General features: G+C 64.5%; 10 protein-coding genes. 6 read left to right on the forward strand and 4 right to left on the reverse strand.

The features are described from left to right. The first annotated feature begins 295 nt into the window (after positions 1 to 295). Entirely contained in the window at positions 296 to 1,918 is a 1,623-nt protein-coding gene (locus tag UNPA324_RS28295) for a helicase HerA-like domain-containing protein (RefSeq protein ID WP_141937135.1), read from the forward strand. Positions 1,919 to 2,052: 134 nt separating this feature from the next. Further along, positions 2,053 to 3,447 carry a M20/M25/M40 family metallo-hydrolase gene (locus tag UNPA324_RS28300; RefSeq protein WP_141937137.1) on the forward strand — a complete coding sequence of 465 codons (1,395 nt, stop codon included), beginning with the start codon at positions 2,053 to 2,055 and terminating at the stop codon, positions 3,445 to 3,447. Positions 3,448 to 3,786: 339 nt separating this feature from the next. On the opposite strand, the gene UNPA324_RS28310 is transcribed toward UNPA324_RS28300, so the two are convergent. Both UNPA324_RS28310 and UNPA324_RS28315 read right to left on the reverse strand, forming a co-directional pair. Continuing rightward, on the reverse strand, positions 3,787 to 4,566 hold the full coding sequence (locus tag UNPA324_RS28310) for a class II aldolase/adducin family protein (RefSeq protein ID WP_128917776.1): 780 nt from the start codon (positions 4,564 to 4,566) through the stop codon (positions 3,787 to 3,789). A gap of 155 nt (positions 4,567 to 4,721) precedes the next feature. After that, positions 4,722 to 6,371 carry a glycosyltransferase family 39 protein gene (locus UNPA324_RS28315; RefSeq protein ID WP_128917775.1) on the reverse strand — a complete coding sequence of 550 codons (1,650 nt, stop codon included), beginning with the start codon at positions 6,369 to 6,371 and terminating at the stop codon, positions 4,722 to 4,724. 310 nt (positions 6,372 to 6,681) lie between these two features. Here UNPA324_RS28315 and UNPA324_RS28320 point away from each other — a divergent pair, with 310 nt between their 5' ends. Both UNPA324_RS28320 and UNPA324_RS28325 read left to right on the forward strand, forming a co-directional pair. Then, positions 6,682 to 7,539 (forward strand): DUF308 domain-containing protein, encoded by an 858-nt coding sequence (locus tag UNPA324_RS28320; protein WP_181769546.1) that lies wholly within the window; start codon positions 6,682 to 6,684, stop codon positions 7,537 to 7,539. 147 nt (positions 7,540 to 7,686) lie between these two features. Next, entirely contained in the window at positions 7,687 to 8,103 is a 417-nt protein-coding gene (locus UNPA324_RS28325) for a Ros/MucR family transcriptional regulator (RefSeq protein ID WP_128918920.1), read from the forward strand. Between the two features lie 114 nt (positions 8,104 to 8,217). Here the strand turns inward: UNPA324_RS28325 and UNPA324_RS28330 are convergent, their stop codons facing one another. Both UNPA324_RS28330 and UNPA324_RS28335 read right to left on the reverse strand, forming a co-directional pair. Beyond that, positions 8,218 to 8,646, reverse strand: coding sequence for a SufE family protein (locus tag UNPA324_RS28330; RefSeq protein ID WP_141937141.1), 429 nt, complete (start codon positions 8,644 to 8,646; stop codon positions 8,218 to 8,220). A gap of 68 nt (positions 8,647 to 8,714) precedes the next feature. Next, positions 8,715 to 9,194 (reverse strand): DUF5330 domain-containing protein, encoded by a 480-nt coding sequence (locus tag UNPA324_RS28335; protein WP_141937143.1) that lies wholly within the window; start codon positions 9,192 to 9,194, stop codon positions 8,715 to 8,717. A 412-nt stretch (positions 9,195 to 9,606) separates the two neighbouring features. Between UNPA324_RS28335 and UNPA324_RS28340 the strand changes: the two genes are divergently transcribed. Continuing rightward, positions 9,607 to 11,502: an ATP-binding protein gene (locus UNPA324_RS28340; protein ID WP_181769547.1), complete on the forward strand. Its 1,896-nt coding sequence runs from the start codon at positions 9,607 to 9,609 to the stop codon at positions 11,500 to 11,502. Beyond that, on the forward strand, positions 11,495 to 12,199 hold the full coding sequence (locus UNPA324_RS28345; protein ID WP_141937147.1) for a peptidoglycan-binding domain-containing protein: 705 nt from the start codon (positions 11,495 to 11,497) through the stop codon (positions 12,197 to 12,199). The genes UNPA324_RS28340 and UNPA324_RS28345 overlap by 8 nt, the downstream gene beginning before the upstream one ends. Positions 12,200 to 12,219 lie beyond the last annotated feature (20 nt).

The following is a 12,219-nucleotide window of genomic DNA, read 5'->3' on the forward strand; positions in this document are numbered from 1 at the left end:
TGAGCCGGTGTGATGTGAAATTCAAGCGATGAACGCAGGCGGCGTCGCGATTCATCTTCGAACGCGCGAAGAGTGTTGCAGCGGTGCAAGAGCGGAGATGGAATCGGCGAAAAATTGCCGCGTTGCGAACAGCTCGTTCCTACTTTCGGCTGATGTTGTCCGTCAGTTTCCGACAATGTCGCATGCTTGGAGCGTGTTGAACGGTTTCAATCGGCGCGCGACATGCGTTAAACTACGGAACTGGAGCGTTCGAGTTTCGACACGCGAAACCGGCAAGAAGAGATCAGAGAAAAGAATGACCGCACAGGACAGCAAGCTCGGCGATACCGACGACAAGATCTTCGTCGGCAAGGGAGACGAGCAGGCCTGGCTGACGCTGGCGCTCGCCAATCGCCACGGCCTCGTCACCGGTGCAACCGGAACCGGCAAGACCGTGACGCTGCAGGTGATGGCGGAAGGATTTGCGCGCGCCGGTGTTCCGGTCTTCGCCGCCGACATCAAGGGCGACCTCTCCGGCATCTCCGAGGTCGGCGTGCCCGCGGATTTCATCCTGAAGCGTGCCTTGGAAATGGGGCTGACGTTCCAGTCTGACCAGTTCTCGACGGTGTTCTGGGACGTATTCGGCGAGCAGGGCCATCCGGTGCGCGCGACCGTCACGGAAATGGGGCCGCTTCTGCTCGCTCGCATGCTCGATCTGAACGACGTGCAGGAGGGCGTGCTCAACGTCGCCTTCCGCGTCGCTGACGACGCCGGGCTGACCCTCATCGATATGAAGGATCTGCGCGCGCTGCTCGACGCCATCGTGCCCGATAGCGGGAAGAAAGCGGCGGACGCGGAGGAGGATCCGCTCGCCGCCATCCGCAAGGCCGCGCAGGGGTTCGGCAACGTCACCAAGGCCACCGTCGGCACCATCCAGCGCCAGCTCCTGGTACTGGAGAACCAGGGCGGCACCAAATTTTTCGGCGAGCCGGCGCTGACGCTGAAGGATTTCATGAAGACCGACCGCGACGGCCGCGGCATGGTCAATATCCTGGTCGCCGACAAGCTGCTCCAGAACCCCAGGCTTTACGCGACCTTCCTGCTCTGGATGTTGTCGGAGCTGTTCGAAGAGCTGCCCGAGGCCGGCGATCTGCCCAAGCCGAAGCTCGTGTTCTTCTTCGACGAGGCGCATCTGTTGTTCAATGACGCGCCCAAGGCGCTGATGGACAAGATCGAGCAGGTGGTCCGCCTGATCCGCTCCAAGGGAGTCGGCGTCTACTTCGTGACACAGAACCCGATCGACGTGCCCGACCGCGTGCTCGGACAATTGGGCAACCGGGTGCAGCACGCGCTGCGCGCCTTCACCCCGCGCGACCAGAAGGCAGTCGCGGCCGCAGCCCAGACCTTCCGGCCAAACCCGAAGCTCGACACCGAAAAGGTGATCATGGAGCTCGGCAAGGGCGAGGCGCTCGTGTCCTTCCTCGAGGGCAACGGCACACCGGCCATGGTGGAGCGGGTGATGATCCGTCCGCCGTCGGCCCGCATCGGGGCGATCACGCCGGACGAGCGCAAGGCGATCATGGCTGCAAGCCCGGTGAAGGGCAAATATGACACCGCGGTCGATGAAGAATCCGCCTACGAGATGATCCAGAAGCGCATCGCCGGCACGGCGGCGACGGCCGACGGCTCCGCGGGCGGAAGCGGCGGCGGCATTCTCGGCCAGATCGGCTCGATCGTCGGCACCGTGTTCGGTACCAACGTCAAGCGCGGCCGTTTGTCGACGGGCCAGGTCATCGCGCGGGACGTGACGCGATCAGTCACCAACCAGGTGATCGGCGGGATGGCGGCCAATATCGGCAAATCGCTCGGCGGCCAGCTCGGTGGCTCGATCGGCCGCACGCTGGTCCGCGGCGCGCTCGGCGGATTGCTGCGGCGCTAGGCAGCTCTTTCGCGGCCATCCTTCGAGACGCTCGCCTCGCGCAGACTTGCTACGCCGTGTCGTGACTGGCACAGGCGCGGTGGCGGCGTTAAAAGCGCAGACATATCAAGATCCAGCAATCAGGACCAACAACCATGGCCAATCCGCAGCTTCAATCCGTGCTCGATCACATCGACAAGGACTTCGACAACAGCCTGGAGCGTCTGTTTGCACTGCTCCGGATCAAGTCGATTTCCGCGGATCCGGCCTTTGCCGGGGATTGCAAGGCGGCGGCGGAACATCTCGCCAAGGACATCGCGAGCTTCGGCGTCGCCACTGAGGTGAGGCCGACCGCGGGCCATCCCGCCATCGTCGGCAAGACCGGGGCCGGCGGGCGGCCGCATGTGATCTTTTACGGCCATTACGATGTGCAGCCGGTCGATCCGCTCGATCTCTGGCACCGTCCGCCGTTCGAGCCTGCGGTGACCGACCACGCCGACGGCCGCAAGATCATCGTCGCGCGCGGCGCCGAGGACGACAAGGGCCAGGTGATGACCTTCGTCGAAGCCTGTCGCGCCTGGAAGAAGGTGACGGGCTCGCTGCCGATCGACGTCACCTTCCTGATCGAAGGCGAGGAGGAGGTCGGCTCGAAGAATTTCGTGCCCTTCATCGAGGCCAACAAGGATGAGTTCAGGGCCGACTACGTGCTGGTTTGCGACACCGGCATGTGGGACGGCAATACGCCGGCGATCACGACCTCGCTGCGCGGCCTGCTCTATGAAGAGCTGAAGATCACCGCCGCCAATCGCGACCTGCATTCCGGCGTGTTCGGCGGCAGCGCAATGAACCCGATCAGGGTGCTCACGAAAATCCTCGGCGGCCTGTTCGACGACGACAACCGCATCACCATTCCCGGCTTCTACGACGGCGTGAAGGATCTGCCGGCCGACATCCTTGAGCAATGGAAGAAGCTCGATTTCACGCCGGAGACGTTCCTGAAGCCGATCGGGCTGTCGATCCCTGCCGGCGAGAAGGGACGCCTGCTGATCGAGCAGGCCTCGTCGCGCCCGACCTGCGACGTCAACGGCATCTGGGGCGGTTATATCGGCGAGGGCTCCAAGACGGTGATCCCCTCGCATGCCTCGGCCAAAGTCTCGTTCCGCCTGGTCGAAGGGCAGGACCCGCAAAAGATCCGCAAAGCCTTCCGCGATTACGTCACGGCACGGCTTCCGGGCGACTGCAAGGTCGAGTTCGGCGACCATTCCGCCGCGCCCGCTGTCGCGCTCGACTGGAACATGAAGCCGCTCGCCGCCGCCAGCAAGGCGCTTACGGACGAATGGGGCAAGAAGACCGTGCTGATGGGCTCCGGCGCGTCTATCCCGATCGTCGCCGACTTCAAGCGCACGCTCGGCCTCGACTCGCTGCTGGTCGGCTTCGGCCTCGATGACGACAACATCCACTCGCCGAACGAGAAATACGACCTCCGCAGCTTCCAGAAAGGCATCCGCTCCTGGGCAAGGATCCTCGCCGCGCTGGCGGAGGTGAAATAGGCACGGGTACCGTAGGGTGGGCAAAGGCGATCTTGCGCCGTGCCCACCATCTCTCAGTGATTACGAAGACGTGGGCACGCTTCGCTTTGCCCACCCTACGAGACCTCGATCCGTCATTGCGAGCGTAGCGAAGCAATCCAGGAATCTTTCCGCGGAGACAGTCTGGATTGCTTCGTCGCCAGCGCAAATTGCTTCGCAATTTGTCGCAAGGGCTCCTCGCAATGACGAGCCGAGAGGCCGCCGCGCCAAATAAAAACGCCGCCCGGGATTGGGCGGCGTTTCATTCCAGAACGTGCAGAGGTAGTTCGACGAAGAAACTACCTCAAACTCTTGAAAATCTCAAGACCGATAGCCCGGAAGCTCGCGGTCGAGCTTGCGCAGCAAGGGCGGCCACACGAGGTTGGTGGCGCGCAGCTCGGCGCGATCGCGGTTGGCAAGCAGCTCGGTGTTCTTCTCGATCGCGGTTCCCTCGACCGGGTAGACCGGCGTGCCGAGTGCGCGCGTGCGCACCTGCATCGAGCAGGCGCGCTCGAGGTGGTACATGCGCTCGAAAGCGGAGGCGACCGAGCGGCCGACCGTCAGCGTGCCGTGATTGCGCAGCAGCATGTGATTGTGGTCGCCGAGGTCCTTCTGCAGCCGCGGTCGCTCGTCGTGGTCCAATGCGATGCCTTCATAGTCGTGATAGGCGAGGTCGTGGGTGACGAGCTGGGCGGTCTGGTTCAGCGGCAACAGACCTTCTGCGCTGCTCGACACCGCGGTGCCGTCGAGTGTGTGGAGATGCAGCACGCAGATCGCGTCCTCGCGGACCTCGTGGATCGCCGAATGAATGGTGAAGCCCGCGGGGTTGATGCTGTATTCGCTCTCGGAGAGCTGGTTGCCGTGCAAATCGACTTTGACGAGGCTCGAGGCCGTGATCTCGTCGAACATCAGCCCATAGGGGTTGATGAGGAAGTGATGCTCGGGACCGGGCACGCGCGCGGAGATGTGGGTGTCGACCAGATCGTCCCAGCCGTACAGCGCGACCAGACGATAGCAGGCGGCGAGATTGACCCGTTGCTGCCACTCGGCCTCCGTCATATCAGACGGCACTTCCTTCAGGCGCGCTTCCGCTGGCGACATGGCTGATCTCTCCGAACATCGTTGTTGCGGGGAGCGAGCGTAGTCGTGGTGGTGAGGGACGGCAAGGCGGCCAGAGCGGGGCTGTTCAGCGTAGCCCGCATGCTTGTCCGCCGTAGCTCGAAGAGCGAAGGCGGAAGCGCTACGGGAGAAAATCATTACGGCGCGGGGATCGACAGCAGGCTGGAAATGCTGCGGCCGCGGATGTCGTAGACGCGGGCGAACACCACGTCGTCGCGCTTGATCTCGACCATGACAGGCGCGGTCAGGCCCTTGCAGTAGAACTCGCCGAGCGTCATCGCGAAATCGGCTGCGTTGGAATCCCAGCCGATAGTGAAGTCGGGCCCAAGCGCGACCTGCGCAGGGCGCTGCGGACCGCACACCGCGACCTTCCATTTGCGGCTTGCCGGCGGCACCTCCTGGCGCTCGACGAGTTGCTCGCGCAATCCGTCGGAGGCCTGCTTCAGCGCAAGGCCCCAATAGTCCAGCATGAAGCGGTCGTCGGCGCCGCGCACGGTGCCGGCGATGTGGTTGAAGTGCGTGTATTGATAGGGATGCAGCCGGATCATCTCGGCGAGCGACAGCGCGAGGCCGAAGCAGAATGTCGCGAGCACGACCGGCTGCCAGGTGCGGTGATTGGCGCGCAGGCGCTCCATGACCCAGGCGAACGCGACGCCGCCGAGCACCGCCATCGGCGGAATCACGAACACGAAATGGCGGATGCCGTTGTACAGCGCCGGCCGCTTCACCATCGCGATCGCGAGCGGCAGAGTCGCAGCCAAGGTCAGCATCAGCAGGATGGTCTTGCGCCGCGCCGGCACGTCGCCTCGCGGCAGCATGGCGAAGGTGCTGACCACGGCGCCGGCCATCAGCACCAGCATCACCTCGGGCAGTTGCAGCGCGAACAGGGTCGGCAGATAGGACCAGGGCATGTCCGGCACCGACACGATGGCGCCGTCGAACATCTCCTTCCACGGCTTCTCGAAGAAGTGCGAGAAGTAGGTCAGCGCCTCGAAGGGATTGCCGGGCTCCATGATCGACCACGGCCAGATCAGGCCCATCACGAGGTAGCCGAACGCGAGGCCGGGCAGCAGCACGTAGACGACATGGGCAAAGCGGCGGACCGACTCGCGCAGCCCCTCGCTGCGCAGCTCCTCCAGGAACAGCGGCACGAAGCCGAGCATGGCGTAGACCAGCGCGAGCCCGCCGAGGATGCGGCAGCCGATCGAAAGGCCGGCACCCAAGCCGACGATCAGGATCGTGCGCGGCGACGGCTGCGGATATTCCTCGGCGAGCCGGACGAGGCCGAGCATCAGGATGATCATGGCCACCGCGAAGGGCGCGTCCTTCGGGTTCATGAACATGTGGCCGTAGAAGATCGGGCAGAGCGCGAGCAGCAGCAGCGCGGCGAGACCGGCGAGCGGCCCGCCGACGCGGCGGGCGAGGCGCCAGGTCACCGCCAGTCCGATCACGCCGACGATGGCTCCGACCAGGCGGCGCGTCTCGAACAATTCGAGCGGAATGACTTTGTGGAGAAGGGCCGCGACCATGTCGAAGCCGCCGCCATACATGTAGAGATTGGCGAAGGAGAGCGCCGCATTGTCCTTGAAGCCGGAACCGAACATCCGCAGCAGCAGGTCGGCATATTCGGCGTGGGTGTAGTCGTCCCAGCCAAGGCCGTAGTCGCGGAAAGTCAAGCCTGCAATGACGGCGACCGCAGCCAGCACCAGCATGGCGAGATCGTCGCAAGTCCGTTCGACCGAGCGCCGCTGAGGCGTGTCGATCGCGGAAGTCGTGATGGATGTCATGGCTATCGGTGCCCCGGAATCCCCTCTTGGCGCAGCTGGTGCGCGCGGGCCTCAACCCCGGACTTCCTATAGCGCAGTTCCATTACCAAGTAATTGGGCATTATGGCTAAATTCCTGATGCGACGCAGCAATTCCGGATCATTGACAGCAGTCTAGCAGTAGCGAGCGCTAGCTGAAGGGAATGTGAATAAGTCCCTGATTTCCTTCCCATTAGGAACGCTGCTTGCAATTGGCCGTTGGCGTGGAACAGCGTATGACGGTATCGTGGCGTGACGGGTCGCGTGTGGATGTGCGGCCGGGGGTGAGTTCGATGACCTTGGCATTGTTGATCGCGGGGATTTTCGCCGTTGTGGCGGGCCTCCTTTCGATCCTATTCGGCTTCTCCGTCAGGGAGTTCAGCCTCGGCAGCCCCCTCATAATCTCGGGCACGATCGCCGTCTGCTCCGGACTGTTACTGGCCGGCCTCTATGTCGTGGTCGCGGAACTGAAGGGCATCGCTCGCCGGCTGGCCGGTGCGCCGTCCGAGGTGCGGGTCAGGCCCGTGCTGCCGGGCCTCGCCGCATCAGGTGCTGCTGCGCCCGAGCCGATGCCTGCCTCGGTGGCCAGGATCGAGTCGGCGCCGCCACCGGCCGCAGGCCCGCCGCCGTGGCAGAGCGAAGCTGCCGCGCGCGAGCGGCCGCGTGTCGAGACGCCGCCGGAGCCGGAGGCTCCAACGCCGCCCGCGGCTCCGGAAGCGCCGCGCCGGCGCAACCTGTTGTTCGCCTCGACCTCGCGCAAGGAGCGGGAGCGCGCGGAGGCGAAGGCCACCGAGGGCGCGCCGCCGCAGCTACCTGCGGAGCCCAGTGAGGCCCTGGACACTCCGCCTGCAAGCTTTGACGATGCTTGGCCGAAGCCGGACCGTATGCGTCCGCCGGAGCCGCCGGCCGCCTTGCGCCGCCCGCCGCCGCGCTCGCCATCGACCTTTGCGGAGGCCGCTCCGCCGCCTGCACCCGAGCCGCCGCCGCCACCTGTCGAGCAGCCGCCCGTGACCGTGCTCAAATCCGGAATCGTCGACGGCATGGCCTATTCGCTCTATTCCGACGGCTCGATCGAAGCGCAGATGCCTGAGGGCATGATGCGCTTTGCTTCGATCGACGAGCTGCGCGCCCATCTCGACCAGCGCGGCTGAGGCGGCTGCGCCCAAGTAAAGCACCACCTCTCGTCTTTAATCAGTCGATCGTCGTCAGTTGTCGGATTTCAGCCGAACGTATTGTTGACACGGAATACTTCGCCGTCGTCTATCCCGTGAGGCGCAAGGTGGAGAGAGGGCGGGCCCATGTCGGATGCGGGGGCTAAGAATTTCATCGAGCTGACGGCGAGCATCGTGTCGGCCTATCTCAGCAACAATCCGACGCCGGCTGCGGAGATTCCGAACCTGATCAGCCAGGTGCATGGCGCGTTGGTGCGGGTGTCGTCAGGTCGCACCGAGGCCGCGCCGCTCGAACCGGCCAAGCCGGCGGTCTCGCTGAAGAAGTCGATCGCGCCCGATTATCTGGTCTGCCTGGAAGACGGCAAGCGCTTCAAATCGCTGAAGCGCCATCTGCGCACCCAGTACAACATGACGCCGGAACAATACCGCGAGAAATGGGGCCTGCCGGCCGACTATCCCATGGTCGCGCCGAACTATGCGGTGGCGCGCTCGCAGCTGGCAAAGCAGATGGGTCTCGGACAGCAGCAGCGGAAGCGGAAGTAGATCGGGTCACTGCTCTCGTAGGATGAGTTAGCGCAGCGTAACTCACCACTTCTGGTTCTGCGGATAGAGAAGCGGTGGGTTACGGCTTTCGCCTAACCCACCCAACGAAGCCTCTCACGTCGCTTCCGCGAGCGCCTCTTTCGCGTCGGTCTTGATGCGCTCGACCATCGAGCGCAGGCCGTTGGAGCGCTGCGGCGTCAGATGATCGCGAAAGCCGAATTCGTTGAACACGGCGATGGCGTCGGTATCGAGAATCTCCTGCGGCGTGCGGCCCGAATAGAGCGAGAGCACGATCGCGACCAGCCCGCGCACGATATGCGCGTCGCTGTCCCCGCGATATTTCAGGATCGGCACACCCTTGCTGCGGTCGACCAGCTTCTGGAGCCAAACCTGGCTGACACAGCCATTCACCTTGTTCTCGGCGGAGTGCTCGGCCTCCGGCATCGGTTCCAGGGTGCGGCCAAGCTCGATGACATACCGGTAGCGGTCGTCCCACTCGTCCAGAAGCTCGAAATTGTCCCTGATTTGGTCGATTGTCGTCATGCTGGCCCATCTTCCCGCTTCCCTCCAATATAGGGATGCGAGGCGCCGAAATCGATAGGGTTTGGGGCCTAATTCGCCGGCTGCGGGCCGCGCCATTCCAGCGCGAGGTCGTCCTGGCTCAGGGTGTCGCGCGGCGCTTCGCTCGCGGCAGTGTCGCCTTCGCCGGCCATCGCGATCGAGCCGGTGTGATCGGGCGCTTTCTTGTCGTTCTTGTCGTTCTTGTCGGTCTTGTCGTTCTTGTCGTTCTTGTCGGTCTTGTCGTTCTTCTCGTTGCCGATCTGCTCTTTCTTGTCGTTGATGATCTGGTAGATCTTGCGCGCGCCGTCCTGGGCGCGCTGGCCGATGATGGTCGCGGCCTGTCCGCCGACCTCGCAGGCCGCCGGCTGGCGCTTGCAGAACTGGGTCATATCGGAGACGGCCGCGGTCGCAGCCTGCACCGCGTCGGCGGCGCCGATCTGCGGCAGCTTGTCCGATTCGGGCGTCTTGTCCCGCGGCAGGAGCACCAGCACCAGCCCGAGCCAGAATGTGATGCGGAGCAGAAAGCGCATCTTTATCGACCTGTATGGTAGATCCCGTCCGCGGCGATGGTCCGCGCGCGTTTCGACCTAGCAACTCTCGATAAATCGCAAGTGATTGCCTTGAGCTTAATTCGCGGAAAATTTACGCAAAATTCTTCGGGATCGAAGGTGTCGTAAATTTTCGATTGACGCCGAGGTCCGTGATTCTGCCGGCGGGCAAATCCACCAATTCGAAACCATGAGCGGGAAGGTGAAACCCTGTGTTCACCATCCGCAGCGAAGACGTCGTCAAATCGTCTAAAAAGCCACGCGATGTCCCGGCGTCCGGTCGAGCATCCCGCCGCCTTAGCACTCGTTTAAGGTCGCTCTGACACGGTGGCTCAACGACAAGGAGGCGTTCCGGCGCGTCTTCTAAAGACGATTGAGCCGAAGCGCGAGACCCGTGACAGTTTTGAGTATCATCCGCGATTGTCTCGATGCACTGCTGCATCCCTCCGCGCGTTACGATGCGCTGATGCGAGCACGTCATCGTGCCTTCATGGCGCCTCGGCTGCTCGGCAGCCTGGCCGCCTTCGCCGCATTCCCGATCTATCTCGCCATGCGGGGCGCGCCGAGCGCGGTCGAGGTCGCCGCTTTCGCCTGGCTGATCGCGCCCATCCTGCTGTCCTGGTTCCTGTCGCGCACCGGCCGCTATGAAGGCGCGCATGTGCTGTCGTCGCTGGCGCTCGCCGGCCTGATCATGGCGGTCGCGGGCACCACGGGCGGCATCGAATCGTTCGCCGCGGTCTGGCTGGTCGTGGTTCCCCTCGAAGCCGCGCTGTCGGCCTCGCGCCGCGTCGCCGCCTTCGCCTCATTGCTCGCGCTGTCCTGTGCGGGACTCCTGATCCTCCTCAGTCAGCTCGACTGGCTGCCGCCGGCAGACACCAGCGCCGCGGAACGCGGCGTGCTGATGGCCTGCGGTGTCGTCTCGGCGACGCTCTATGCCGCGGGCCTCGCCTTCGGTGCGGAATCGCTCGCGCGCACCAGCGTTGCGCTGCTCTCGCGCGAAGAGGAGCGTTATCGCCTGCTCGCCCGCAACATGAGCGATGTGATCTCGCGGCATCAGCGCAACGGCGCGGTGCAGTTCATCTCGCCGGCGGCGGAGGCCATGCTCGGCATATCAGTGGCGGAGCTGCTCGGTCATGGCCTGTTCGACCGCGTCCATGTCGCCGATCGCCCGGCCTATCTCACCGCGCTGTCCGATGCCGCGCGCGGCGAGGTGCGCAGCGTCGAGTTCCGGCTGCGGCGTGAGCCCGACGGTTCGGAGCGCGGTCGGGCCGATTTTCTCTGGGTCGAGATGCGCTGCCGCCCGCTCGACCAGGATATGGGCCAGAATCCTCATAGCGACGCCACGCGCGAGGCCGAAGTCGTCGCCGTGATGCGCGACGTCACCGACCACAAGCTGTCCGAGCAGGCGCTCGAGCAGGCGCGCAGCGCCGCCGAAGCGGCCGATGCCGCCAAGACGCGCTTCCTCGCCACCATGAGCCACGAGCTGCGGACGCCGCTGAACGCCATCATCGGCTTCTCCGAGATGATCGCGCAGGAGCAGACCCTGATGCTCGGTGCGGCCCAGCGCCGGGAATATGCCCAGCTCATCAACGATTCCGGCCAGCATCTCTTGTCGGTCGTCAACGGCATCCTGGACATGTCGAAGATGGAGTCGGGCAATTTCGAGATCGCGTCCGAGCCGTTCGCGCCGCGCGCCTCGCTCCTGCATTGCTGCAATCTCCTGGCGCTGAAGGCACGGGAAAACGGCATCGACCTCATCACCGACGCGCCCCACGACCTGCCTGTCATGACCGGCGATCCCAGGGCCTTCAAGCAGATCGTGCTCAATCTCGTCGCCAACGCCATCAAGTTCACCGAGCGCGGCGGCCAGGTTTCCGTTTCCGCTGCGGTGACCGGCTCGCAGCTGATGCTGCGCATCAGCGACACCGGCGTCGGCATCGCGCCCGACGATCTCAAGCACATCGGCGCGCCGTTCTTCCAGGCGGGCAGGACCTATCAGCGCCGTCACGAAGGCACCGGTCTCGGCTTGTCGATCGTGAAGAGCCTTGTGGCGTTGCATCTCGGCGAATTGACGGTACAAAGCAAGCTAGGCGAGGGCACCGCCGTCACCGTCAGGCTGCCGCTGGTCTACACGCCGCTGCAAGCCAAGCCGGCCGAGAGCAAGATCGCGACGCTGACGCCGGTGCTGCGCCAGGAGCTTCAAGGCCAGGAGCTTCAAGACGAGGAGCTTCAAGACCAAGCTCACGACCTGTCTCAGGACCAACCCGCTCTGGTGAAGAAAAGTGCCTAAGAAGTCTGCCAAGGACGAAACCGCTCCGCGCCGCCGTGGTGCCAAGGCCGCGATTGTCGACGTCGAGACCGAGCGCAACCTCGTGATGCGCGCGCTGCTGCACAGCCCCAAGGACACGCTGGCCGGTCTCGTCGCCGTCGCTGCGATCGGCGCGATTGTTGCCAATGCGCTGTTCCTGCAGACTGGCCGGCATCCGGCGCCGATGTTCGGCACCGTGATCAACCTTCCCGCGCCGTCATCGGTGTCGCTGTCGAATCCCTTGCCGCGTCCGCGCCCGGTCGGCGCCGATACCTCGCCGCTGGAGCCGCGCGCGACCGAGTTCCGCGCCGAGCTCAAACCTGCCGAGAGGGCCGCCGAGAAGCCACCGGAGAAGCCCGTCGAAGCGACCGCATCGACGCGCTCGAACGATCCGATGACCAACCTGGTCAAGGCGACGACCTCGACGCCGCCGTCCGCCATGCGTCCGCCGGCGCCGATTCCCGTGCCGCAGAGCCCGGCCGCACGGCGTATCGCCGGCGTGCAGCGCGCGCTGTCCGAATATGGCTACGGCAATTTGAAGATCACGGGCACGATGAGCGGCGAGACCCAGTCCGCGATCCAGAAGTTCGAGCGCGAGCACAAGATGCAGGTCACCGGCCAGCTGTCCGATCGGCTGCTGCGCGAGCTCGGTGCGGCGATCGGCCATCCCGTCGAATAACGCGCGTCCCACTGTCATTG

This window comes from Bradyrhizobium sp. UNPA324, from assembly GCF_006658635.1.
In the GTDB taxonomy this organism is placed as follows: Bacteria; Pseudomonadota; Alphaproteobacteria; order Rhizobiales; family Xanthobacteraceae; genus Bradyrhizobium; species Bradyrhizobium nanningense.

Bases quoted from the DNA above. Each gene is read 5' to 3' on its own strand.
- UNPA324_RS28295 (WP_141937135.1), top strand. From the start codon at position 296: ATGACCGCACAGGACAGCAAGCTCGGCGATACCGACGACAAGATCTTC.
- UNPA324_RS28300 (WP_141937137.1), top strand. From the start codon at position 2,053: ATGGCCAATCCGCAGCTTCAATCCGTGCTCGATCACATCGACAAGGAC.
- UNPA324_RS28310 (WP_128917776.1), bottom strand. From the start codon at position 4,566: ATGTCGCCAGCGGAAGCGCGCCTGAAGGAAGTGCCGTCTGATATGACG.
- UNPA324_RS28315 (WP_128917775.1), bottom strand. From the start codon at position 6,371: ATGACATCCATCACGACTTCCGCGATCGACACGCCTCAGCGGCGCTCG.
- UNPA324_RS28320 (WP_181769546.1), top strand. From the start codon at position 6,682: ATGACCTTGGCATTGTTGATCGCGGGGATTTTCGCCGTTGTGGCGGGC.
- UNPA324_RS28325 (WP_128918920.1), top strand. From the start codon at position 7,687: ATGTCGGATGCGGGGGCTAAGAATTTCATCGAGCTGACGGCGAGCATC.
- UNPA324_RS28330 (WP_141937141.1), bottom strand. From the start codon at position 8,646: ATGACGACAATCGACCAAATCAGGGACAATTTCGAGCTTCTGGACGAG.
- UNPA324_RS28335 (WP_141937143.1), bottom strand. From the start codon at position 9,194: ATGCGCTTTCTGCTCCGCATCACATTCTGGCTCGGGCTGGTGCTGGTG.